This is a genomic window from Marinobacter sp. DSM 26671 (assembly GCF_900112835.1).
Taxonomy (GTDB): Bacteria; Pseudomonadota; Gammaproteobacteria; order Pseudomonadales; family Oleiphilaceae; genus Marinobacter; species Marinobacter flavimaris.
Genome location: NZ_FONF01000003.1, coordinates 192,001 through 216,156, shown reverse-complemented (window position 1 = coordinate 216,156; position 24,156 = coordinate 192,001). Strand labels below are relative to the sequence as shown.

The window sequence follows — 24,156 nt, the reverse complement described above, 5'->3', positions numbered from 1 at the left end:
GGGTGTGCCAAAACCGTGGAGCGCCAGGGATGGCGCGACCGAGCCCTACAGGGACGTATTTACGGGCGTGTTTTGGCACACCCTCCTCGACAGGACTCGGCAAACTCCTCAAGATAAAGTACCTGCCTTTAGAAGATAACGAGAGACCAGGAGAAAGGTTTGAAATCAAACGACTGGCTGCATGGATTCCGCCATTCATCCCCTTACATCAACGCCCATCGCGGGCGGACGGTGGTATTGACCATTCCGGGGGATGCGATTGAACACGGGAATTTCATCAACATCATCCATGACATCGCGCTGCTGAGCAGCCTTGGTGTGCGGCTGGTCGTTGCCTTTGGTGCCCGCCCGCAAATCCAGACGCGGCTGGATGCTGCAGGAATCGAATCGTCGTTTTCAAAAGGTCTGCGGATTACGCCGCAAGAGCACCTCAGCATGGTGATGGAGGCCGTCGGTGGCCTGCGTGCCTACCTGGAGAGCCACCTTTCCATGGGTTTGGTGAATTCGCCGATGCATAATGCCCGTATCCGGGTGAGTGGCGGCAACTATGTGGCTGCCAAGCCCGTGGGTGTGCTCGACGGTATTGATTTTGGCCATACCGGCAAGGTGCGCCGGGTGGATGTGGCCGGGATCGAGAAACTGCTGGAGCTTGGTCACATTGTCCTGTTGCCGCCCATGGGCTATTCGCCCACCGGGGATGCCTTCAACCTCTCCTACGAGGATGTTGGCAGCCAGGTGGCAGCGGCACTGCAGGCCGAGAAGCTGATGGTGTTTATTGATGATCCCGGGTTACAGGAAGAGGACGGTACTTTGATCCGGGAGCTGTCGGCGCGCCAGGCGTCCGAGCGTCTGGCGGCCGGTGTGGTGACCGGTCACGATGCCGACTTGCTGCGAGCTGCCTGTGATGCCTGTGTGAAGGGCGTACGTCGCGCCCACATCATCAGCTATGTGGATGACGGCGCCCTGCTGAAGGAGCTCTTCACGCGGGATGGCGCCGGCACGTTGGTCAGTGGCGATCACTACGAGCAGTTCCGCCAGGCCCGGGTCGAGGACATCGGCGGGATTCTGGAGCTGATCCAGCCGCTGGAGGAGCAGGGCATTCTGGTTCGCCGCTCCCGGGAGATGCTGGAAACCGAGATTGACCGCTTTGTTGTGGCGGAGCGCGACGGCACTATCGTGGGCTGTGCCGCTCTGTACAGCTACCCTGAAGAGGGTGCCGGCGAGTTGTCCTGCTTCGCGGTAGACCCGACCTATCGCCGGGCCGGACGGGGTGATGAGATTCTGGCAATGGTGGAGAAGCTGGCCAGGGGGCAGGGTATCCAGAAGCTGTTCGTGCTCACCACCCAGACGGAGCACTGGTTCCGGGAGCGGGGCTTCCAGCCTTCGACAGTGCAGGCCCTGCCCGGGCCGAAGCTGGCTGCCTATAACACCCAGCGGAACTCAAAGGTGTTCTTCAAACCGCTCTGACAGGGCGGCCAGATGTTCAGACCTCTGGGGTTCCGGTTGCTCTGACAGCGTCTCGACGGCCTTGTAAAAGTCCGCAAAGTCGTAGCCTGCATTCCGAAGCATCTGACGGAACGCCGGTACGTGCTGGTTGTACTGACGAAACAGCGCCAGGTTGGCATTGTTCAGGCTGACTGGTACCGGTCCGAACGGGCCCGGTTCGGACCACTCTGCGGAAAGTTCCTGATAGGCAAGAGCCAGCTCTTGGTAAATGGCCGCCTTGCGATTCCGCAGTTGCTGGTCTGGCAAGACGTCCTGCTGAGCATAAAGAACGTCCAGCCGGGCACTGAAGTCCTCCACCAGGGCAAGGGTCTGGTTGCGGCGAGCAAGACGGCCCAACGCCTCCCGGAACTGGCCGGGCTTTCCCTGTTCCGATAACCAGAGTCTGAGCCCCTCCAGCTCCACGGCGGTGGCGAAGCTTTCGTTAAATGCCGTGTCATCGGCAATGTAGACCACCCTGTGGGCCAGTTCATGGAACATCAGGGCGACCATGCGGTCCTCCGCCAGGCGGGTAAAACCAGTGTGCAGCGGGTCATCAAACCAGCCGAGGGTGGAATAGGCGGTCACGCCGCCAATGAAGGTGTCGAAGCCGTTATTGAGAAATTGCGTCTCCTCGGCACGGGCATCTTCCAGGCTGAAGTAACCCCGGTAGGCCTGACAGCCGAGAACCGGGTAGCACCAGCGGTGTGGCTCCAGCGAGAACTCCGGCACAGCCACCAGGTTTACCACCACCCAGGGTCTTTCAAGCTGGACGTAGTCACTGAAGGCGTCTCCCACCGGCAGGGCCAGTCGTTGAGCGGCGAATTCCCGGGCCTGTTGAGCCAAAGCGAGTTTTTCCCGAAGCTCTATCGGCGTTGTGTCGTCTGAGAAGACCTTCTCCACCGGTTTTCCGGACATCATCAGGGACATATGCCCACTGACAGCTTGCGAATAGTAGCCAATGGTCGAACAGCCGTTAAGCATTGTTACCAGTAGCAAAAGTAGATAGATCTGACTAAGCTGTTTCATGGGTCAGGATGTTATAGTGGATTGGTTTGCCTGTGGGGGCCAGGCCGCTATAGTACAATCATGGTCTCTATAGTAGCAGCCGGTGGCATCCGCCATCGTTTCAGGGACGTGAGTCGGTACCGGGCATTGTGTCCGGTGACTGGTCCGGCTTTGCGAGATATCAGGTAGTTCATGGATCCGAGAGAACGTCGTAGCAGCCCCCGCCAACCTATCAAGCTTGCCGCCCAGATTGATCTGGGAACCGGTGAGGCCTGGCCGTGCCAGATCGCCGATTTTTGTGCGGAGGGCCTTTTCGTCCGCTATTCGAGTGAAACCTCGAAGAAGCTGGACCGGGCTTTTGCTTCCGGCACACCGCCGGAACTGGTGGTACGTTTTCGTGGCCTGGATGGCGCCCGTCGCCACGAGCTTCATGTCAGTATTGTCAGGCGCATTGATGGTGCCATGGGGGTCAATTTCAGCCGCCCGAACCCGGAAGCGGTTGATGCCATGCTGCAGCAATGCGGGGGCTCCCGAAGTCAGGATCGCTCTTCGCTCCGCGCGCCCAGTGACCGCGTACAGTTTGTGCTGCATCAGTCCGCCAAGGCGGTGACCCAGTTTATCGAGCCGTTGATGGACGCCTGTTTCGTGCAAATGGTGGAGGGTCTCAAACTGGCGGCCCAGAGAGCGGTAAATGATCAGCAGGCCAATGAATACATGGATGCCTCGGGCCAGATTCAGGCCCGGCAACGGGTCATCTGGCATCAGATGGCTCGCAGCCTGGAATCACCACTGAAGCCCGCCCCCAAGGGGTTTCCGGGGTCCGAGCTGTCCGTGGTCGACAAGGGCGAATTCGAGGACTGGTTGACGATCCGGGTGATGGTGACCAAGGCGGATACCCAGTATCGGGGCGATCTGCTGCAGCTCAAGCTTCGCCTGGACAAACTTGGCATCGCGAACGCCACGGGACACCACAATCCCCTCGGGCCCTCCCTGGTCTGCGAAGCCTTCCATAATGGCCTCAGCCAGCTCAAGGCGACCCGGGAGGTGGAGAAAGTCTGTCTGCGGGTCTTTGAACAGACCGTGTTGCAGCAGCTGGGACCTCTGTACAAAGAACTCAACGATATTCTGATTCGTCACGGTGTTCTGCCGGACCTGGATCTCAGCAAGTATCTGAGCGAGCAGGCCGGGGCAAAGCCGGAGGCACAACAAGAGCCCGCGGAGCCCGAGCCGGTTGCCGCGGAGAGTGCTGCTGCAGAGTCAAAGCCGAAGGCGGGTGCCGAAGACGCCGGACAGTCCCAGTCTCGTCGCAGAGCCGGCATGCTGGGGGGCGAGTTTCGGGGTTATGCCCAGGCGGCCCAGACTGCGTTCGCTACGGTGCGTAACCTGCTGAATACCCTGAGCGCGAGCCGTGTGGCCCGGGGCGATCCGGAGCCTTTGCCGTTCCAGCCCAATGCCAGGCCTCTGTCGTCCGGAGAATTTCAGCGAGAACTCCAGCAGCTGCAATCTCAGCCCGTGGATACTGGCGAGGAGCTGGCTCCCCTGAAGGAGCGGGTGGTAGAGAAAGTAAAGGCAAGCGGTGATAACCGGCTGGATGAAGAACAGCAGGAAACGGTCGATGTGGTCGACCGGTTTTTCAAATCGGTGGTGGAAAGCCCGAAGCTCAGCGAGTATGCCCAGCAGCGCATGCGGCAGCTGGAAGTACCCGTTCTCAAAGTTGTCATGAGGGACCCTGCGTTCTTTGACGATCAGGATAGCCCGGTACGCGGGGTGATGAACCGTCTGGCCCAGCTAGGGGTAAAGGGCGGGCGCATCAATCCGGTGGTTCAGCGTCGCGTGGATGAGCTGGTAGAGCGAATTACAACGGACTTCGAGCAGGACACCGGGGTATTCGAGCAAACGGTCCAGGAACTGGACACCCTGATTGATCGCCAGAATCTTGTCTATCGCCGGAATGTTGAGCGAGTGACAGCGGCCGCAGAGGGTGCCCAGAAGGTAGCCGAGTCAAAAAAGGCTGTGGCCGATGTGCTGGACAACAAACTGGGTGGGCGCAAGGTGCCAAAGGCGGTAATCAGCCTGTTGGATGGTGGCTGGCGGGATCTGCTTTCGCTGACCTGGATCCGGCAGGGGCCTGACAGCCAGCTGTGGCATGATTACCTGGCCGTTATCGATTCGCTCCTATCCTTCGCTGATGATCCGAACAGCTCCATTAATCTGCCCGAGCTGCTGCGGGTAATCCAGGATGGTCTTGCCTCTATTTCCAGCAACCACATGCCTTCTTCGCAAATCCGGGACGAGCTCAAGCAGTTCCTGGTTCGCAGTCCGCAAAAAAGCCCCGAACTGGTTGAAGTGCCAGTGGCAAAGCCGGAGCAACCGGATGCCAGAAAACTGTCTGACCGGGAGCAACGCAGTCTTCAGCGCTGGATCAACCGGGCGCAGAAATTGCGAACCGGCGACTGGCTCCGCGACCAGGAAAAACCGGACGAACCCCAGTACATTCGTCTGGTCTGGGTGGCCCGGGGCTTCAGCCGCTTTGTCTTTGTGAATCACCAGGGCATGCGAGTGGTGGAATTGGAGCTGGAGGCCCTGGCCCGGCAGATGCGAAAAGGCATCATCGTGCCCGATAGCCAGTATGAACGGCCCCTGGTGGACGAGAGTATCGATCGAATGGTCCGCAAGGTCTATGACCAGTTGTCCTGGGCCTCCACCCATGATGAATTGACCGGCCTTCTCGGGCGTCGGGAATTCGAACGCATGCTCGATCAGCAGTTGGCCCGTCGGGAGGATGAGCGCTCCCTGGTGCGCCTGGATCTCCGCAGGTTCCGCCTGCTGAACGACACCGCCGGCTACCAGGCCGGTGATGAGACCCTGAAACGGATTGCCGATATCCTGCGCAGCCACGTCGGTGACGGTATGCCCGTGGCCAGACTTGCGGGCAATGAGTTTGCCATGCTGGTGCCGTCCGAGAGTGCCAGCGACGCGGCAAGAGATCTCATCCGGGCAGTGGAGGCCGCCGAGTTCAGTTTTGGTGGTCGCGACTACCGGCTCTCTGCCAGCGCCGGTGTGGTCCCCACGTTGCCGGCCCTGGTCAGTGCTGAACGCTGGTTACGGGCGTCGGAGCAGGCGCTTGCCGCGTCCCGCCAGCAGGGCCACGGCAAGGTTTCGGAGTATGCCCTGGACGCCGATGACCAGGCCCGTCAGGAGCAGATTGCCGCCAAGGTTGCCAGCCTCAGCGACCTGAACGAGGAGCGCATGCTGCTGCGCTGCCAGAAGATCATCCCTCTGCATGCCAAGTCCTCCATGGCCGCGCAGTATGAGGTGCTGATCAGCATGTACGATGACGAAGGCAACCTCATTACCGGTCGGGACTTCGTGCGCATGGCCGAGCGTTATGACCGTATGCAGGCCGTGGATCGCTGGGTTGTTGGTCACATGCTGGACTGGCTCAGGGAGCAGGCGCCGGACCCGAGGCATTTCGGCGGCGTCTGCATCAACCTGTCCGGCTATTCCATGAATGACCAGTCGCTGCTGGAGTTCATCTACGAAAAGCTGAGTGAGAAAGATGCGCCTATCGAGCGGCTGTGGTTCGAGATTACCGAGGCCTCGGCGATCAACGACGTCCAGTCAGTGGCGGACTTCATCATTGAGATGAAAGAACTTGGCTGCCGGTTCTGTCTCGGCAACTTTGGCAGTGGCCCCAGTTCGTTCGAGTTCATGCGTTCGTTACCGGTAGACCTGATCAAGATCGACAGTGCCTTTACTGGCCAGCTGTCGACCAGCGAGACCGACCGGGCAATGGTGCGCTCAATGGTGGACATGGCCCACTACATGAACCGGGAAGTGATTGCCTCCCAGGTTGAATCCCGGGACGTTCTGGACATGCTCCGACAGCTGGGTGTGGACTACGCTCAGGGCTTCGTGGTTGAAAAACCCCGTCTGCTCGACAGCCTCACCTGATTCCGGCAACCTGCCTCTATGTCAAAACGTCATCCCATCATCGCGGTTACTGGTTCGTCCGGAGCGGGCACCACGACCACCGGCCAGATTTTCAGCCGGATGTTTGCCAGTGAGGGGCTGAACGCCGCAATGGTCAGCGGTGACAGTTTCCATCGCTACAACCGTGAACAGATGGCCCGGCTTGCGGCCAAGGGCCAGTTCGGTGAGCGCAACCACTTTGCGCTGGCCGCCAATCACATCGACAAGCTGGAAGCACTGTTCTACGACTACGGCCACACCGGCAACGGTCGGTATCGTCAATACGTTCACGATGAGGATCGCAGGCTGGTTGAAGCCGGGCACAAGCCCGGCACCTTCACGCCCTGGGGGCCTTTGCCCGCCGATACCGATCTGCTGTTCTACGAGGGGCTTCATGGGGGTGTGGTCAGCGAAACCTGCAATATCGCCCAGTATGTGGACCTGCTGATCGGTGTGGTTCCGATTGTGAATCTTGAATGGATCCAGAAGATCCACCGGGACACGCACAAGCGGGGCTACAGCCAGGAGGCGGTGGTGGAAACTATCATCAACCGCATGGATGACTATGTGCACGACATCGTGCCCCAATTCTCGCACACCCACATCAATTTCCAGCGCATTCCCCTGGTCGATACTTCCAACCCCTTTATCGTCCGGGAAGTTCCCACTGAGGACGAAAGCATGCTGGTGATCCGGTTCCGGGATCAGTCAGAGGTGGACTTTCCCTATCTGCTGCAGGTGATTGCAGGCAGCAGCCTGTCGAGACACGACACCCTGGTGGTTCCGGGCACAAAAATGCCGCTGGCCATGGACCTGATCGTACGGCCGATGGTGCAGCGGCTGATGGCAAGAAAGCCGTTTGCCTGAGGCCGTCAGGCCGTCAGGCGTCCATCCCGGTAATCCCGGAGCGTCTGTTCGATCTCTTCTCGGGTATTCATCACAAACGGACCATACTGGACCACCGGCTCGCCGATCGGTTTGCCGGCAATCAGCAGGAGTCGCGCTCCGGCTTGCCCCGCATGGAGTTCGATCTGGTCGCCGTCGTCGGAAAGAACGTTGGCGGCGCTTCGCTGCAGCGAGCTTTCCCCCAGGCTCGCGCTACCCTCGTAAAGATAGAGCATGGCGTTGTGGCCTTCCGGAAGGAGCAGTCTCAGGCTCCCATCGGATGCCAGGTGAATATCCGCGTAGATCGGCTGGGTGGTGCGATCGGGCATCGCCCCTGCATGGGCCTGGCCATCGATCTGTAATGAGCCGGCAATGAGCTTCAGTTTGCCACCGTCGAAGGCAAGCTCCGGAATCTCTTCCGGCTGGATGTCCCGGTAGCCGGCCTTCGTCATTTTTTCCGCCGCTGGCAGGTTCAGCCAGAGCTGAAAACCGCGCATCACGCCTTCTTCCTGCTGGGGCATCTCCGAATGGATGATGCCGCGACCGGCGGTCATCCATTGCACACCACCATTGCGCAGGTCGCCCCGGTTTCCGAGATGATCTTCATGCAGCATGTGCCCCTCGATCATATAGGTCACGGTTTCGAACCCCCGATGGGGGTGCGAGGGGAAGCCTGCGATATAGTCGGCGGCCTCGGCGGAACCAAACTCGTCCAGCATCAGGAACGGGTCAAGGCGAATGTTCTGTTGCTGGCCAATGGAACGCTTGATGCGCACGCCGGCACCGTCGGACGTTTCCAGGGCGGGTATGATCTGTTTCAGGGAGCGCAGGGTCATGATGTCCTCCTCTCGTTAGCTCTTGGCTCTATTTAAACGGGATGGGAGGAGAGAATAAAACGCAGAAATCTGGGGGGTGACATCAAAAAAACTGAAGGACCCGTGACGCCCCGGGCGGGGCGCCACAGGAGGCGATCATTCGACGTTGCGGGAATAGAAGATTTCCAGCATTTCCCGACGCAGACGGTCCTCGATGGACTGCGCTTCGGCGGGATCAAGATCACCGGCGTTCACCCCGAACACATAGTTATCGAGGTTGAAGTTCTTCAGCATCATCTTGGTGTGGAACAGGTTCTCCTGGTACACGTTCACATCGATCATCTGATACGCGTTCTGGGTATCTTCGGTCAGGTAGTTCTGGATCGAATTGATGTCGTGATCAATGTAGTGCTTGGTGCCGTCCACATCACGGGTAAAGCCGCGAACCCGGTAGTCCACGGTAACGACATCAGAATCAAAGCTGTGGATCAGGTAGTTCAGCACTTTCAGCGGTGAGATCAGGCCACAGGTGGATACGTCGATGTCAGCCCGGAAGGTGCTCACGCCATCGTGGGGATGGCTTTCGGGGTAGGTGTGCACCGTGACGTGACTCTTGTCCAAGTGAGCCACGATGGTATCCGGCAGCGGTCCGGGAGACTCTTCGTTGTCGGGCTCTTCACCATTGGTGAGCTCGTGCTCGGCGATCAGCATGGTGACAGATGCGCCATGGGGCTCGTAGTCCTGACGCGCGATGTTAAGAACGTTGGCGCCGATAATCTTGACGACGTCGGTCAGAATCTGGGTCAGGCGCTCGGCGTTGTACATCTCGTCGATGTAGTCGATATAGGCCTTGCGTTGTTCTTCGGTCTGCGCATAACAGATGTCGTAGATGTTAAAGCTCAGGGATTTGGTCAGGTTGTTGAAACCATGCAGCTGGAGTTTTGATTCCATGCTCAGCCCCTCCGGATCGTGGAGATGAATGACTGCAGAGCTGCATTGCTGAGCTCTGCCGAGGCCGCCACCGACTACTGACCGGGTTGTTCACCTTTTGCGCAGACCGGCGGAGAGGGTGCGTATTATGCACACCGCAAGTGACGTTGAATAGTATTCGCAATGACATTTTAGCATTCGTGATTTCCCCTGCATCCGGCCCGGGAAATCGGTCCATGAGCGACCCTGGCGAGATTTCTCACACGTGTTATGACGCCTGGTGAACCTCGTAGCTGTGACTGATCTCGACGCCGGCCTTCTCAAGCATGATAGATGCGGAGCAGTACTTTTCTGCCGACAGGCCCACGGCCCGCTTGACCAGATTGTCTTTCAGGCTGTTTCCGGTTACTACGAAGTGCAGGTGAATGCGTGTAAACACCGCCGGAACCGCGTCGGCCCGCTCTGCTTCGAGCTCGGCGTGGCAAGCGGTCACGTCCTGGCGGCTTTTCTTCAGGATGCTCATGACATCGAACGCCGAACAGCCTCCGAGCCCCATCAGCAGCATTTCCATGGGGCGCGGGCCCAGGTTCTCACCGCCGTGGTCTGGCGGGCCATCAAGCTGCACGCTGTGGCCACTGCCGCTGGTGGCTTTGAAACTGGCGTTGCCGGTCCAGTCTACGGTTGCTTTCATGGGACGACTCTCCGTTGTGATGACGCGGGACCAACTGGTGTGTTGGCCCCGATAAAGATGACCTGTGGCCGGATGCTAGCACAACCGGCTTCGCCAGGCAGGCCGATCTCGGATACATGTTGTATACTCTTTCCGGTTGCCCGCAACAGACCTTCTTGTTATAAGTTGCGCAGTTTTGCAGTAAAAAAGAACGAACCCGCAAGGAAAGCCGGGTGCATAACAAACATTGGGACCCGCCAGTATCTGAGGAGGCACGACTCGCATTATGGCCACTATCGTCAAGCCGGTTGAGCAGAAAACAAAGCATCTCGACTATTTCCTTTCGCAGTGCCATCGCCGCCGTTACCCAGCCAAGAGCACGATTATCTATGCCGGGGACAAGAGCGATTCCCTGTTCTACATCGTCAAAGGCTCGGTGACGGTTATCATTGAAGACGACGATGGTCGCGAGATGATCATGGCCTACCTGAACGCCGGTGACTTTTTCGGTGAAATGGGGCTGTTCGACAACATGGATTCCCGCAGCGCCTGGGTAAAGGCCAAGACCGAGTGCGAAGTGGCGGAGATCAGCTACACCAAATTCCGTGAGATTGCCCAGCAGGATCCCAGGGTTCTGTATTTCATTGGCGAACAGATGGCTTCCCGCCTCCGCCAGACCACGCGCAAGGTGGGTGATCTCGCGTTCCTGGATGTGACCGGTCGAGTCGCCCGCACCCTGCTGGATCTCTGCAAGGAACCGGATGCCATGACCCATCCGGACGGCATGCAGATCAAGATTACCCGCCAGGAAATCGGCCGTATCGTGGGTTGTTCCCGGGAGATGGTTGGACGGGTTCTGAAGACCCTGGAAGATCAGGGCCTGGTTCGGGTCAAGGGCAAAACGATGGTGGTGTACGGCACCCGCTGAGTCTCCGGACAGCAGAGCATCGATGTAACCAGAAAGGCCGCTGATATCAGCGGCCTTTCTGGTTGGGGCAGGGGCGCCGGTGTCAGTCGGCCAGGGCCACGGACTTGATCTGCATCCACACCTGCCGGCCGGGTTCCAGAGCCAGCTGGTCAACAGCCCGGGTGGTCAGTCGGGACATGACCGGTGTGGGTCCGGCGAGCAGGCGGACGATACTGACGCCGGGGGTAACGTCCGGCTCAATCCGGTCAATGGTTGCCGGAACCAGGTTCTGGATGCTCTGGTCAGGGTTCTCTTCCAGAGCCAGGCTGATGTCCCGGGACAGCAACTGGATCCGGACCCGATCCCCGATTTTCATGCCGTTGTCCCGGCGCAGCCACAGGGAGCCACCGTCGAACTCAAAGCGCGCCAGGTGCCAGCGCTGATCCAGTTCTCTTATTGTCCCCTCCACAAGCACGCCCGCGTCGTCCTCGAGACGGAACGGGTTATCCATGCGTGCAAGTGTCTCCCGGGTCGGCCCGCTGGCTAACACCTTGCCGTCCTCCATGACCACCAGATGGTCGGCGAGCCGGGCCACCTCTGCGGTAGAGTGGGAGACATATACGATCGGGATGGCCAGGGCGTCCCTAAGACGCTCCAGATAGGGCAGGATGTCGTGTTTGCTGGCTTTGTCCAGGGCTGACATCGGTTCGTCCATAAGTAACAGCCGGGGACTGGTCAGCAGCGCGCGGGCTATCGCTACCCGCTGGCGCTCGCCCCCGGACAGGCCTGCGGGCATGCGGTCCAGGTGGCCGCCGAGTCCCAGCCAGTTCACTGCCTCGTCAAACCCGATCTGCCGGTCCGTGGCCGGAATACGCCGGTATCCGAATTCAAGATTCTTGCGCACGGTCAGATGGGGAAACAGGTGGGTTTCCTGGAATACATAGGCGAGGGGACGTTTATGAACCGGCAGGAAAGTATCAGCGCTTTGCCAGTGTTCGTCGAGAACGGTCATGGCTCCCTCTGCGCGGTGCAGGCCCGCCATACAGCGCAAAACAGTGGTCTTGCCGCAGCCGGAATGCCCGAACAGGGCGGTGATGCCCGTGCCGGGCAGGGTCAGGTCAACGTCCAGACCAAACCCGGGGAACGCGCAACGGAAGCGGGCAGAGATGCTTTTCTTTTCGCTCATCTCAGTGCTCCCGACCGGGCCTTACCGTTCAGCGCGTAGAGGGTGACCAGAACCACGAAGGAGAACACTACCATGCCGGCAGAAAGCCAGTGTGCCTCGGTGTATTCGAGGGATTCCACGTGGTCATAGATAGCAACGGAGAGAACTTTGGTTTCCCCGGGAATGTTACCCCCGATCATCAGAATCACGCCGAACTCGCCAATGGTATGGGCGAAGGTCAGTACGGCGGCAGTGAGGAAACCGTTGCGGGCAAGGGGCACGGCAACAAACAGGAAGCGATCCCAGGGCGCGGCGCGAAGCGTGGCAGCGACCTCGAGGAAACGGTCGCCAACCGACTCGAAGGCATTCTGCAGCGGTTGCACCGTAAACGGCAGGGAATAGATCACGGAAGCCACCACCAGACCCTCGAAGGTAAACGGCAACAGCCCGATGCCGAGCGACCGGGTGACCTGGCCAACCCAGCCTTCCGGCCCCATCACCAGCAGCAGGTAAAAGCCAAGGACCGTGGGCGGCAGAACCAGAGGCAGCGCGACCACGGCCGCCACCGGCTGGCGCAGCCAGTGCCGGGTTCGGGCGAGCCACCAGGCGATGGGCGTGCCTATCAGCAACAGCAGCAGAGTGGTTGTCGTGGCCAGTTTCAGGGTCAGCCAGACTGGATCCCAGTAGGTTTCAAACATCAGTTGATCGCGTCATGTCCTTGGTCGTAACCATAGCTCCGGATGATGCCGATGGCAGTATCGGATTTCAGGAAATCCATCCAGGCGCGGGCTGCTTCATTGCTGGCGCCCCGGTTCAGCAGGATGGCCTGCTGGTCAATGGGCTGGTAATAGGCCTGAGGCACCTGCCATAGGGTGCCGGCATCCTCGTCCCAGACTTTCACCTGGGAAGCGGCCACGAAACCGGCCTGGGCATTGCGACTGACAACAAACTGGAACGTCTGGGCTATGGAATCACCGCGGACCAGTTTCGGTTGCAACGTTTGCCATTGGCCGATGTGCTCAAGAACCTGCTGGGCAGCCAGGCCATAGGGTGCGGTTTTCGGGTTGGCGATGGCCAGTCTGGCGAAGGGTTGCTGCTCCAGATAGCGCGGGGCATCCTCAAATGCATCGGGCGCCGGACTCCAGAGCACCAGCTTGCCCCGGGCATAGGTAAAGCGGGTTCCGTTGACCCCGGCCTGGGCCTCTTCGATCAGCTCTGGCCTGAGCACGTCGGCCGCCATGAAGACGTCGAAGGGCGCGCCGTTCCTGATCTGGGCGTAAAGTTTGCCGGTAGAGCCAAAGCTGGCGGATACCCGGTGACCGGTTTCCGCTTCAAAGTGCCTGGTCAGTTCCCGGGTGGTATCGGTGAAGTTTGCGGCCACACCAATACTGACTTCGCCGGCCATGGTTCCGGAAGCAAAACTGAACAACACGCACAGGCATGCCAAAGCCCGGGTTATTGGGCGGCAGATTCTGGTGCGGCGTTCATGGGGCTCTGGCATGGAGCAGGGCTTTCTGTTCGGCGGTTGATTGGGCAGACGCATTGTCCCTATGCAGGCACAGGGAATGCAAGTATTGCCACACCTCGTCCCGGTTGGTTTCGTTGAGCATCTCATGGCGCCCGCCCTCAAACAACCTCAGGGTCACATGGCCAACGCCCGCCTCTCGAATGGCCTGAAAGTGCTGGCGCACGCCGCGGCCCATTTCACCAACCGCGTCCGCCGTTCCAGAGAACAGGTGCACAGGCAGGTCTTTGCGCCAGGTCGGCGGTTTGATGGCCAGCATGCCGCCGATAAAATCCAGCCAGAGCCCGGTTGAGCATTGGAACCCGCAAAGCGGATCGGAAACGTAGGCGTCAACCTGGTGCGGATCTCGGCTGAGCCAATCGGCATGGGTCCGGTTGGGGCGGAACCGGCGATTGAACTGCTCAAAGGTCATGCGGGTAATCAACGGGCTACGGTGCCGCTTGCCCCGGAGCAGTCGGATCAGGCCGATCAGGGCCCGGGATGCCAATAGCTGGCCCCGATCAATCCGGTTGGTAGCGCTCAGGATCAGTGTATCCAGGGAATCACCGTATCTCTGGGCGTAACCCTGGGCAATGAACGAGCCCATGCTGTGGCCCAGCAGGTTGACCGGCAGCCCGGGAAACTGTGAACGGGCGTGTTGGACCACCTGGTGCAGGTCGGCCAACACGCTGGCCCAGCCGTTCTGGTCCGCATAGTGCCCCAGGTTCTCGACTCCTGAACTCGGGCCATGGCCCCGGTGGTGAAAGGTGATAACGGCCATGCCGCGTTCACAGAGCCAGCGAGCGAGGGACTGGTAACGGTCGCCATGCTCGGCCATGCCGTGGCTGATGATCAGAAGGCCGGTGGGAGCCGTCGGGGTAAAGACTGTTCCGGCTATGCTGTGGTCATCACCAGCGCTCAGCGTCAGAGGGTGTTCGTTCGTTGTCACGACCCGGTTCCTTGTTGTTTTTCTCCGCAGCCGGGCGTTGCCACTCCGGCGGTTTCCATAGATGGGTAAGGCGAGACAATAATCCGCCGGGCTGTGCCATGTCGCGGAACAGGTCCACGTATTCGTGGGTCCAGAGCACAATCAGGTTATTGGAGCGAACAGGCCGGGTGATGCCGTACTCGGGCGGATCCTGGGCATTTTCATCGACAAACGTGCCGAACAGGCGATCCCACACTATCAGCGTGCCGCCGTAATTACGGTCGATGTAGCCGGGATTTCGGCCATGATGGACGCGGTGATGGCTGGGCGTGTTGAACACCAGTTCGATCCAGCCGGGCAGCTTCCCGACCAAAGTGGTGTGAATAAAGAACTGGTAGACCAGCGACAGGGCATAGGCTACGCCGATCCAGACAGGATTGAGTCCCAGCAGCGCCAGGGGCAGGTAGAACACCCACATGCCGTTGAAAATGTTGGTGGCATTCTGGCGCATGGCAGTGGAGAAGTTCATCCGCTCGGAGGAATGGTGAACCACATGGGCCGCCCAGAACCAGCGCACCCTGTGACTGGCCCTGTGCATCCAGTAGAAACAGAAGTCCACGCCCAGAAAAGCCAGCAGCACGGTGAATCCGTTCAATTCCAGATCAAACAGCCGGTAGTGGTAGCACAGGGCATAGACAGGGAAGGCAATGAGGCCGGCGAAGAGCAGTTCGGTCACCTGATAGCCGGCGCCTAGGGCAAAGTTTCTGACCGCCTCCCGGGTATCCATTAGCTGCGGATCGTGGCGAATCTTCAGGTATTCCCACAGGGTAACGCCCACAAAAACCGGTGTTGCAATCACAAAGATCAGTTGGCGTTCATCCAGCGCCAGCCACGGCGCAGCCATCGCCCAGAGAGAAAGCAGGCCGCTGTCTTCCAGAACGGCCAGTATCATGTCGGTCAAAGCCATCGGGTTTCTGCCGGTTTCCTCATCAAGTCCGTTTATTCTGGCACGTAACCCGGAAACCGGAATGTCGGTTCACGCCAGATTGGCTAACGGATTCCGACAATCCGGTACTCAACCTGGTCGACGGTTGTCTTCGTACACTTTTTCCAGAGCCCGGATCTGTGGCTGCCACTGGTCCAGCCAATGTTTGATGTCTTTGGGAATTCGCGCAGTTTTCGGCCATGGCACCGGATACTGTGCTGGCTGGAACATGGGTGCAAACAGGGCGGCTGCGGTCAGGTCTGCGCGCGAAAACTGGTCGCCAGCCAGGAAAGGCCTCTCGGCGTAGATGGCAGCCAGCTCGGTGAGCAACTCTTCCATGACCTGGCGGGACTTTTCAGAGGTTTTTTCGTTGATCTTCATCCACTGACGCATGACTTCATCAACCCGGCTGAAAGCAAGGCTGAGCAGTATCCGGTTATAGAAAGGCGTTCCCGCGGCCAGCATGGGCACCACAATTTTGGGGCGCTGCAGGAAGTGGTGGTAGGAATAGCAGCGGATAGCCGGCCCCGCTTCCTCGTCAAGCCGGCGCTCCCAGGCCAGCGCCTGCTCACGAACGTCCGGGTCTGCCGGTGTCAGCGGGTGCTCGGGAAACGTCTGGTCCAGGTAATCCAGAATGGCCGCTGAGCCCTGAACCACGTGGCCGTCATGGTCCAGTACCGGCACAGAGGAGGCTTCACCGGTCAGTTTCCGGATGGTTTTCACATGTTGTCCCGGCAGCAGGTTCACCGTTTCGTAGTTGAGCCCCTTGTAGTCCAGGGCCCAGCGTATTTTTTCGCAGTAGTGGGAAATGGCAAATTGGTAAAGTTTCAGTGCCATGGGGTGTCTCCTTGGTTCAGCGTTCTAGCATACTGCCGGTGGGGCGGTATAAGAAGTCCCATCAGATGCCCATGGTGGCCTCATCGGTCGTTGGGTTCTAAACTGTAGGCCGAAAAGACGCTCAAACAAGGGAACTGACCATGCACTCACGACGAGTTTTGATGTTGTCCGTCGTCACTGCGGCGAGCCTTGCCATCTCCGCCTGCTCCTCTCTATCCAAAACCAGTCAGCCGGTTTCCGCGAGCTATGCTTGCGGGCAACTCGATATTGCCGTCTCCGGCACGGACGACAGCGATCTGATCAGCATCGACTATCTGGATCGACGTATTCTGCTCAAGCCGGAGATAAGTGCCTCGGGCGCATTGTACGTAGCCCCCGGCGACGACCAGACGCGGTTCTGGAGCAAGGCTGAAAAAGCGACCCTGACAGTGAAGGGGCAAACCTATCCGGAGTGTTTGCAGCCAGGCGATCTGGAAATGCCGTTTGAGGCGCGGGGGAATGAGCCTTTCTGGCACGCGACGCTCGAAGGCGGTGAGCTCTTGATAACACGGCCTTTCGAGGAACAGGGAACCCGTCGGGTACCGGTTGAAGTCAAAACAGCCAACCGGCATGGGCGGACATTTGTGGCGACGCTGGCAGATCTACCCATTACCCTGACAGTCGCCCGTCAGCTCTGTGACGACAGCATGTCCGGGGCTCAATATCCCGCGCAGGTGCGCCTGCAGGTTGGTGATGATGAGTTCAGGGGGTGTGGTGGTGATCGCCAACGTCTGTTACGGGGCGCAATCTGGGTTGTTGAGGATCTTGCGGGCGCAGGCATCATCGATCGGTCCCGGATCACGATCGAGTTTCTTGAGGGCAATCGGATCGCGGGCAGGGCATCTTGCAACCGATACACTGGCACCTATGAACTCAGGGGTGAGGGCATGGCTATAGGTCCACTGGCATCAACACGGATGGCCTGTGCGCCCGCGCTGATGAATCAGGAAGAGCGGTTTCTGAACCTGCTGGACCAGGTGAGTTCAGTGCGGATCGGGCAGCAGGGCCAACTGCTGTTGTCGACACCGGGCGGTGAGTCGATCCGGGCGTTTCAGTCTGACCACGACAGTCCATAGCGCGTCAGGATCTCTTCCACCCGCCCACTGCTTTGCAGGGCTCTCGCTCCCTCTGACAGGAGCGCTGCGAGCTGGGCGGAATCACGGCCGACCGGTGAAAATGCAACGTAGATCGGCGACTCGTGGATCACCGCGGCCATTCGCAGGCTTTCCGTGTTGTTCTCCTGCTCCAGTTGCCACTGCATCACATAGCGGTCTTCCGGGAATACGTCAGAGCGCTGCTGGTGCAGGAGTTCGATTGCCCGGCTCAGTGGTGCCGGCCCGGACAGCACCCAGACCCGCTCCGGATCGTCCTGGTACTTCTCGATATAGCTGTCCAGTTCCGGTGAGTAAGCGTAGCCGTTGATCGCCAGCAGCTTGGATTGGCTGAGTGAGTCGATGCCAGCGTACTGCCAGTTGTTGTCAGGGTGGGTGTAGAGCGCGATCGTCGAGTAACCAGTAGCGGCGTCCGGAAACACGAAGTCCGGCGCATCCCCCGGAAGGGCTCCTACAACCGCATCAATATACCCGTCCCGGGCCTGTTGCAGGGCCCGTGCCCAGCTCATGTTCACGTACTCGACATCGATACCGGCGAGTCCGAACGCCTCCCTGGCAATATCTATCATATAGCCTTCGTGCTCGGAGCCGGCTTCACAATTGTGAGGACACCAGGGATCAGCGGCAATGACGACGCTATGGCGCGGCTCTGTGGGAGCCGGCGCAGCGGGAGCGGTCTTCGTTGCCTTTGCCGCTGTTTCAGGAACCAGCGGTGGCGGGTCTTCTGGCTGCGAGCAGGCGGCAAGAAAGAGCGCGATGGAAAGAACCAGGGTTTTTGCCATGGTGATAAAACCGGGATGCCGATGACGTCGGCTCTCCCTGAAGCATAGACCCTGGTCGCGGTTTTGTAATGGCTAAAAGCCCCTAGGCGGCGGTTTTGTTCCTGTCAGCCGACGCGGCGGTCGGCACCAGCGCCCGGGCGAGGTCTTTCATGTGCAGTGTGCCCACGTGCTGATCGTCCCGGACTACCCGGAAATTCAGAGACATATCCCCGTCGGATTTCAGCAGTACCGTTTCAAGGTTGTCCTTTTCCGAGATGTCACCGGCGAACGTGGCCTCACCGTCATCCGGGGGGCTCATGACCGATCGTACCCTCAGCACCCGTGCCCGATTGATATCGCTGATGAAGTCGACGATGTAGGGATCGCCGGGATTGAGCAGGATTTCCTGGGGATCTCCCTGCTGCACTACTTCGCCATCTTTCAGGATGACCAGGTGGTCGGCCAGTTTCAGGGCCTCATCAAGATCATGGGTGATGAACACGATGGTTTTCTGCAGTTCTTCCTGGAGCTCCAGCAACAGGTCCTGCATATCGGACCGAATCAGCGGATCCAGTGCCGAGAAAGCTTCGTCCATCAACATGATCGGGGCGTCGGACACCAGGGCTCGGGCGATGCCCACCCGCTGCTGCATGCCACCGGACAGCTGGTGTGGATACTGGTATTCGTTACCCTCCAGACCAACCCGCGCAAGCCATTTTCGGGCGTCGGCCTCAAAGTCCGATGTCGTATAGCCGCGAATGTCCTTGGCCATGCCGGCGTTTTCGAGCACGGTTTTGTGGGGCAGCAGGGCAAACTTCTGGAACACCATCGACATCCGCTCGCGGCGAAGCTTTCGCAGCTGCTCTTCGCTGTAGCTCATGATGTCTTCGCCATCGACACGGATTTCGCCGGCCGTGGGGTCGATCAGTCGGTTCAGGTGCCGGATGAGTGTGGACTTTCCGGAGCCGGAAAGGCCCATGATGACCGTGATCTCGCCATCGTGGATGTCCACGTTGATATCACGCAGACCGAGTACGTGTCGCTGCTGCTCCAGCAGATCGGCTTTGCCCATGCCCTTGCGAACATACTCCAGGGCAACATCCGGGGTCGGGCCGAAGATCTTGTAAAGGTTCCGGATCGAAATCTTGATGTCTTTCGCCATGGGGGCTTTCCTCACTGCTTCTGGGAGACGTTAATTCGTGCCAGGGACGCCTTGGTTACCCTGTCGAGAATAACCGCCAGGATCACGATGCCAAGGCCGGATACCAGGCCAACACCCAGTTCCAGATTACGGATGCCCCGCAGGACCAGAACGCCAAGCCCGGGCGCGGAAACCAGGGATGCGATAACAACCATGGCAAGACTCATCATGATGGTCTGGTTAACCCCTGCCATGATGTTGGGTAGCGCCAACGGGATCTGCACCTTGTAGAGTTTCTGTCGGGGCGTCATGCCAAAGGCGTCTGCGGCCTCAATCACGTCCTTGTCTACCAGCCGGATGCCCAGGTTCGTCAGCCGGATCACAGGAACAATCGCGTAGAGGATGATGGCGATGCCGTACAGCTTTGATTCGGTAACACTGAACAGGAAGATAAGCGGAATCAGATACACAAAAGGTGGCAGCGTCTGCAGCATGTCCAGCACCGGTATGATCATCCGTTGCAGGGAATTGCTGCGTGCCATGGCGATGCCTATGGGTACCCCCAGCAAGACACAGAGGAAGGCACATACAAAAATGATCGCCAGTGTTTGCATGGCGTAATCATAATGGTCGATGAAGGCCAGCAGCACGATACTGCCGCCTACAAAGAGCATCAGTTTCCAGGATTTGGTGACCACGTAAACAACCGCCAGTAACAGTGGAATCACGATCCACCAGGGCGTGTTCAGCATGGCGTAAAGTGCCCCATCCAGGAACCAGCTAAGAGGCTGGGTTAATGGATCGAGAACCAGACTCAGGCTGTCCTTTATTGCCAGAAATCCCTGTTCCAGGCCCTTGGTAAGTTCCCGGGACTGGGGGAAAGCGGAGCAGGATTCGTTCAGGGCGTCCATGGACGGAAACGGGAGTTCCCATATAGAGGCCGGTTCGGCGCTCTCTCCCTTGGTTTTATTCAGCAGGTCGGCCATCGACATGGGGCCGCTGCTTTTGCCTTCCGAGCACCATTGCTCAAGGCCGAGCGATGAAAAAAGGGAATCGTAGGTTGCCATGGGCGGTCAGTCTCTCCTGCGCACGTCTGGAATCAGAACGGTTTTCGGGAAACGACCCGGGGCATCCCGAAGGATGCCCCGGGAGGGGCAGGTCAATCAGTTAAGAACGTTGGCCAACCGCTCTCGTGCGGAGTCGTTCAGCCAGGTTGACCACTCGTCGCTGTTGTTGCTGAGGTAGTAAACCGCAGCTTCTTCGCCCGAGGCATTGTTGGAGTCCATCCAGGCCAGGATGCTGCTCATGGTCTCGGTCTTGAACGTCAGCTTGCTGAGCATCTCGGCCACTTCCGGCTCGCGTTCTTTGAAGCTGGTAGTGATCGACGTCAGGACCGTTGCCGCCGGGAAGTCGGATACGCCCGGATTGTCGACATCCGGCGTCTGGTTTTTCTGGTGCACGTCCGGCTTGATGTCGCCGAGATCAACCCGGGTCATGTCGTACTTGCCGAGCGGAACAGTCGGACCCCAGTAGTAGCCGAACCAGGGCTCTTTGTTCTGGACAGCGGACGCCATGGAGGACGCCAGGGTCTCACCGGAACCATGGTTGAATACGTCAATGCCGGACTCTTCCAGATCCAGGGCGCGAACCAGGTTGTCACTCACAACTCGGCAGCCCCAGCCGTCCGGGCAATTGTTGAAGGTGCCGCCAACGAGCTCAGGATTGGCCATGATGCCTTCGATGGTCTTCAGCTCCGGATGCTCTTCCGCGAGGTAGGTGGGAATCCACCAGCCTTCAACACCGCCCGGATCGAGAACCTTGCCAAGGCGCTCCACTTTGCCCTGTTCTTCCAGACGCAGGTAGGCCTCGCCCGCGGAGTTCAGCCACAGCTCGGTGACGATGTCAGGCTCACCGTTTTCGGCAACGGAAGTTACCGCCGGAACGGTATCGGAAGGAACGATGGTGACGTCACAGCCGTAACCCTGCTCCATGATGAAGGTGGCCACGTTGGTGACGACCGTGTTGGACGCCCAGTTCATTTCGGTAATGGATACCTCGCCGCAATTGGCCTGGGCCGCGACAGGTACGGATAGCGCGCAAAGCAGTGCAGCAGACTTAAGCTTTCGCATAGTCACTTCTCCTTTTCAGGGTTTGTGATTTTTGGAGGGTGTTGTCGGTGTTAGTGCCGATACGAGGGGACCGCGATCCATAGGGATCGGGAAAACAGCTCTTTCATGGTCGCTGTTAAGGTCGAACAAATCACGAGGTCTCGGTTAATACTTAACTGTAAGGATAACGAACCTCAGCTCAGTTACAAGGACGTATTCCAAATGCGTCTTTAAAAGAGACACATTATGCCCCGGGAGAACTGTCAAGAAGGTGTAGTAATCGATGGATACACTCCGGGTACCTGAACCCGGAGAACAGCATGACAGAGCTGCGCGACCTGACACCTCACACATCAATCAGCCACGAGCAGGCCTCCCGGGATGGGCGTCAGCGAAGGCTACTGAGAACCTTCCTGCCGGAGCTCGTTGGCCTGGAGCGCATCCTGGCGGAAGCGCCGGATTTCATCACAACCGAAGTGGTGGAGCGGGTCGCCCTCAAGGACCTCTCCTTGCCCATCTACCGTGTCGATATCGGCTCTTCCCGGCCCGATGTGCCAGCGGTATTGCTTGTTGGCGGCGTGCACGGGCTTGAACGCATTGGAAGCCAGGTAGTGATGGCCTGGCTGAAGTCGCTGCTTGCCAGAGTGACCTGGGACGAACATTTGCTGGGGTTGTTGCAGAAGGTTCGAATTACCCTTTTGCCGATCCTTAACCCGGGCGGTATGTACCTGAATCAGCGCAGTAATCCCAACGGCGTGGACCTGATGCGCAATGCACCGATCCAGGCTCAGGAACGTAGCGCATTCCTGCTCGGCGGCCAGAGAATTTCACCCCGATTGCCGTGGTACACCGGCGACCCTGAACAGGGCATGGAGCCCGAAAACCTGGCTCTTGAGGCGGTCATAAAACAGCTGCTGCCGGGGCGGCCGTTCAGTGTGGCACTGGACTGCCATTCCGGATTCGGGATGCAGGACCAGATCTGGTTTCCCTACGCCTACCGGCGTCGACCCATGCGTCGAGTCGCATCGGTTATGGCGCTGAAGCTTATCTGGGAGCAGTCATACCCAAATCACGACTACCGTTTCGAGCCCCAGTCCCGCCACTATCTCACCCATGGCGACTTGTGGGATTACTTCTACAAACAGGTCAATCGCGAAAATGCCGGTGTTTTCCTGCCCCTGACCCTGGAAATGGGCTCCTGGCGCTGGATTCGCAAGCGGCCCCGTCAGTTGCTGAGACTCGACGGCTTTTTCAATCCCCTGGTTCCGCACCGGCACAAGCGGGTCCTGCGCAGTCACCTGACCTGGATGGACTTCCTGATTAACGCCGCCGCCAGCCACGAAAACTGGTTGCCGGCTCGGGATGAGGAGTCCATGCTGAAAGAAGCCGCGATCATGCACTGGTATCGCGATACTCACTAGCGATCCAGCCGGCCCTGGCATCCATCAATCGGAACTATCGTATGCACTGGATTCTCTTGCGGGGTCTGACTCGGGAACACGCCCACTGGGGCAGCTTCCCGGCTCGCCTTGGGGAGGCATTTCCCGAGCACCAGTTCCATCTGGTCGACCTGCCCGGGACGGGCGTGCGATATCGAGAAGACAGTCCGGCAACGGTAGCGTCGATTCGGGAGGCCGTCTCCAGGCACACCAGCCATATCCCCGGTCCTTTCAGCATCCTGGCACTTTCCATGGGCGGTATGGTGGCCCTGGACTGGGCCCAGCAGGCTGCGGATGGTCAGATCCAGAACCTGGTCCTGATCAATACCAGTTCCGGCTTCAGCCCGCCCTGGCAACGCATGCGGCCCGGGGTCTGGCCGCGAATTTTGCGGCTGCTGGCCCGTCAGGAGTTGTTTGACCGTGAGCGGGATATTCTCCGGCTCACATCTAACCGTGAGGTGCCTCTGTCACTGGCAAAACAGTGGTACAGCATACAACGACAACGCCCCGTCAGTACCCGCAATGCGATCAACCAGTTGGCGGCTGCCGCCCGCTACAAACCCGGTGAAAAGCGTCCTGTGCCAGATGCCCTGATTCTCGCCAGCCGCGGCGATCGCATCGTTCACTGGCGCTGCAGTTCCACGCTGGAGGAACGCTGGCAATGGACCATGAAACTGCACCCGGATGCTGGCCATGACCTTCCACTGGACGACCCGGAGTGGATTATCCAGCAGATCCGCAACTGGCTGCCCCGGTAACGCCGGTTGCTTGACGCAACTCTTCTTTCCGGTCAGTCTTCTCGTTTTGAACCGTCAAAGCCGCCATTGATCAGGAACGGAGCCGATAATAATGAAAATCTTCGAAACCAAAACCGCCCCTAACCCCCGCCGCGTGCGCATGTTCATGGCCGAGAAAGGCCTGTTGGAAAAGGCCGAATTCATCGAGATTGACCTGCAGAAGGGTGAAAACCTGACACCTGAATTTGTCGCCCGAAATCCGATGAAGAAAGTGCCTGTGATGGAACTGGATGACGGCACCTGTATTGCCGAGACCATGGCAATCTGCCGCTATTTCGAAGAGAGCTACCCGGACACGCCGACCCTGATGGGCGACACCCCGCTTGAAAAAGCCCAGCTTGAGCAGTGGCTCCGGTGGATAGAGTTGTTCTTCTTCATGCCTACTGGCATGTGTTTCCAGCACACCACCGGCTACTTCAAGGACCGGATGAACCCGATCAAGGAGTGGGGCGAGGAGTGCGGCAAGAGCGTTGAGAAGTTCATGCACTTCCTCGACAAGCAGCTCGAAGGCAAGGAATACATCTGCTGCGACCGCGTTACGGCCGCCGATATCAATGCCTTCACAACAGTGGCATTCGCCCGGGTGGTGGGCATCCGGATCAAACCTGAGCAGGCCAATCTGCAGGCCTGGTACGACCGCATCAAGGAACGCCCTTCTGCCCAGGTCTGAG

General features: G+C 59.0%; 22 protein-coding genes. 8 read left to right on the top strand and 14 right to left on the bottom strand.

The genetic code is table 11. The annotated features are described in order from the left end of the window. Window positions 1-159 precede the first annotated feature (159 nt). Window positions 160-1,467 (top strand): amino-acid N-acetyltransferase, encoded by a 1,308-nt coding sequence (gene argA, locus BM035_RS04915; protein ID WP_092030522.1) that lies wholly within the window; start codon window positions 160-162, stop codon window positions 1,465-1,467. Here argA and BM035_RS04910 read toward each other — a convergent pair. Further along, on the bottom strand, window positions 1,441-2,511 hold the full coding sequence (locus BM035_RS04910) for an aminopeptidase (RefSeq protein WP_092030520.1): 1,071 nt from the start codon (window positions 2,509-2,511) through the stop codon (window positions 1,441-1,443). The genes argA and BM035_RS04910 overlap by 27 nt on opposite strands. Window positions 2,512-2,682: 171 nt before the next feature. Between BM035_RS04910 and BM035_RS04905 the strand changes: the two genes are divergently transcribed. Together BM035_RS04905 and BM035_RS04900 are read left to right on the top strand one after the other, a co-directional pair. Continuing rightward, window positions 2,683-6,444, top strand: a complete 3,762-nt coding sequence (locus BM035_RS04905; protein WP_092030519.1) for a DUF1631 family protein — start codon at window positions 2,683-2,685, stop codon at window positions 6,442-6,444. Window positions 6,445-6,462: 18 nt separating this feature from the next. Next, window positions 6,463-7,329 carry a phosphoribulokinase gene (locus BM035_RS04900; protein WP_092030517.1) on the top strand — a complete coding sequence of 289 codons (867 nt, stop codon included), beginning with the start codon at window positions 6,463-6,465 and terminating at the stop codon, window positions 7,327-7,329. Window positions 7,330-7,334: 5 nt separating this feature from the next. Here the strand turns inward: BM035_RS04900 and BM035_RS04895 are convergent, their stop codons facing one another. The 3 genes from BM035_RS04895 to BM035_RS04885 all read right to left on the bottom strand — a co-directional run bounded on the left by BM035_RS04895 (window position 7,335) and on the right by BM035_RS04885 (window position 9,783). Then, window positions 7,335-8,183, bottom strand: a complete 849-nt coding sequence (locus BM035_RS04895; protein ID WP_008173439.1) for a pirin family protein — start codon at window positions 8,181-8,183, stop codon at window positions 7,335-7,337. A 135-nt stretch (window positions 8,184-8,318) separates the two neighbouring features. After that, complete coding sequence (speD, locus tag BM035_RS04890; RefSeq protein WP_008173437.1) at window positions 8,319-9,113, bottom strand: adenosylmethionine decarboxylase; 795 nt, start codon at window positions 9,111-9,113, stop codon at window positions 8,319-8,321. A gap of 247 nt (window positions 9,114-9,360) precedes the next feature. Beyond that, window positions 9,361-9,783: an OsmC family protein gene (locus tag BM035_RS04885; protein WP_008173433.1), complete on the bottom strand. Its 423-nt coding sequence runs from the start codon at window positions 9,781-9,783 to the stop codon at window positions 9,361-9,363. Window positions 9,784-10,048: 265 nt separating this feature from the next. Between BM035_RS04885 and crp the strand changes: the two genes are divergently transcribed. Next, window positions 10,049-10,690, top strand: coding sequence for a cAMP-activated global transcriptional regulator CRP (gene crp / locus BM035_RS04880; RefSeq protein WP_007153756.1), 642 nt, complete (start codon window positions 10,049-10,051; stop codon window positions 10,688-10,690). Window positions 10,691-10,772: 82 nt separating this feature from the next. Here crp and modC read toward each other — a convergent pair whose 3' ends face one another. The 6 genes from modC to BM035_RS04850 all read right to left on the bottom strand — a co-directional run bounded on the left by modC (window position 10,773) and on the right by BM035_RS04850 (window position 16,088). Next, a complete protein-coding gene (gene modC / locus BM035_RS04875; RefSeq protein WP_008173427.1) occupies window positions 10,773-11,855 on the bottom strand; it encodes a molybdenum ABC transporter ATP-binding protein in 1,083 nt (360 codons plus the stop codon). Next, the gene (modB, locus tag BM035_RS04870) at window positions 11,852-12,532 is read right to left on the bottom strand and encodes a molybdate ABC transporter permease subunit (RefSeq protein WP_092030516.1); all 681 of its coding nucleotides are present in this window, start codon (window positions 12,530-12,532) and stop codon (window positions 11,852-11,854) included. The genes modC and modB overlap by 4 nt, the downstream gene beginning before the upstream one ends. After that, the gene (modA, locus tag BM035_RS04865; RefSeq protein ID WP_092030514.1) at window positions 12,532-13,335 is read right to left on the bottom strand and encodes a molybdate ABC transporter substrate-binding protein; all 804 of its coding nucleotides are present in this window, start codon (window positions 13,333-13,335) and stop codon (window positions 12,532-12,534) included. Before modA ends, modB begins: the two co-directional genes overlap by 1 nt. Beyond that, window positions 13,319-14,287, bottom strand: coding sequence for an alpha/beta hydrolase (locus tag BM035_RS04860; protein WP_092030513.1), 969 nt, complete (start codon window positions 14,285-14,287; stop codon window positions 13,319-13,321). Before BM035_RS04860 ends, modA begins: the two co-directional genes overlap by 17 nt. Then, window positions 14,247-15,233: a sterol desaturase family protein gene (locus BM035_RS04855; protein ID WP_092030511.1), complete on the bottom strand. Its 987-nt coding sequence runs from the start codon at window positions 15,231-15,233 to the stop codon at window positions 14,247-14,249. Before BM035_RS04855 ends, BM035_RS04860 begins: the two co-directional genes overlap by 41 nt. A gap of 108 nt (window positions 15,234-15,341) precedes the next feature. Beyond that, window positions 15,342-16,088, bottom strand: coding sequence for a glutathione S-transferase family protein (locus tag BM035_RS04850; protein WP_053113161.1), 747 nt, complete (start codon window positions 16,086-16,088; stop codon window positions 15,342-15,344). 140 nt (window positions 16,089-16,228) lie between these two features. Between BM035_RS04850 and BM035_RS04845 the strand changes: the two genes are divergently transcribed. Then, window positions 16,229-17,203, top strand: coding sequence for an META domain-containing protein (locus BM035_RS04845; protein ID WP_254775369.1), 975 nt, complete (start codon window positions 16,229-16,231; stop codon window positions 17,201-17,203). On the opposite strand, the gene BM035_RS04840 is transcribed toward BM035_RS04845, so the two are convergent. The 4 genes from BM035_RS04840 to BM035_RS04825 form a co-directional block, all read right to left on the bottom strand. Beyond that, window positions 17,179-18,021 (bottom strand): substrate-binding periplasmic protein, encoded by an 843-nt coding sequence (locus BM035_RS04840; RefSeq protein ID WP_053113159.1) that lies wholly within the window; start codon window positions 18,019-18,021, stop codon window positions 17,179-17,181. The genes BM035_RS04845 and BM035_RS04840 overlap by 25 nt on opposite strands. An 82-nt stretch (window positions 18,022-18,103) precedes the next feature. Beyond that, on the bottom strand, window positions 18,104-19,162 hold the full coding sequence (locus tag BM035_RS04835; protein WP_014578493.1) for a quaternary amine ABC transporter ATP-binding protein: 1,059 nt from the start codon (window positions 19,160-19,162) through the stop codon (window positions 18,104-18,106). 11 nt (window positions 19,163-19,173) lie between these two features. Further along, complete coding sequence (locus BM035_RS04830) at window positions 19,174-20,208, bottom strand: ABC transporter permease (RefSeq protein WP_008173411.1); 1,035 nt, start codon at window positions 20,206-20,208, stop codon at window positions 19,174-19,176. 96 nt (window positions 20,209-20,304) lie between these two features. Beyond that, entirely contained in the window at window positions 20,305-21,270 is a 966-nt protein-coding gene (locus BM035_RS04825; protein ID WP_008173409.1) for an ABC transporter substrate-binding protein, read from the bottom strand. Window positions 21,271-21,569: 299 nt separating this feature from the next. Between BM035_RS04825 and BM035_RS04820 the strand changes: the two genes are divergently transcribed. The 3 genes from BM035_RS04820 (at window position 21,570) to BM035_RS04810 (ending at window position 24,155) form a co-directional block, all read left to right on the top strand. Continuing rightward, window positions 21,570-22,670, top strand: coding sequence for a M14 family zinc carboxypeptidase (locus BM035_RS04820; protein WP_092030508.1), 1,101 nt, complete (start codon window positions 21,570-21,572; stop codon window positions 22,668-22,670). Between the two features lie 41 nt (window positions 22,671-22,711). Further along, on the top strand, window positions 22,712-23,446 hold the full coding sequence (locus tag BM035_RS04815; protein ID WP_092030507.1) for an alpha/beta fold hydrolase: 735 nt from the start codon (window positions 22,712-22,714) through the stop codon (window positions 23,444-23,446). 91 nt (window positions 23,447-23,537) lie between these two features. After that, entirely contained in the window at window positions 23,538-24,155 is a 618-nt protein-coding gene (locus tag BM035_RS04810; RefSeq protein ID WP_092030505.1) for a glutathione S-transferase family protein, read from the top strand. The last annotated feature ends 1 nt before the right edge of the window (window position 24,156 follow it).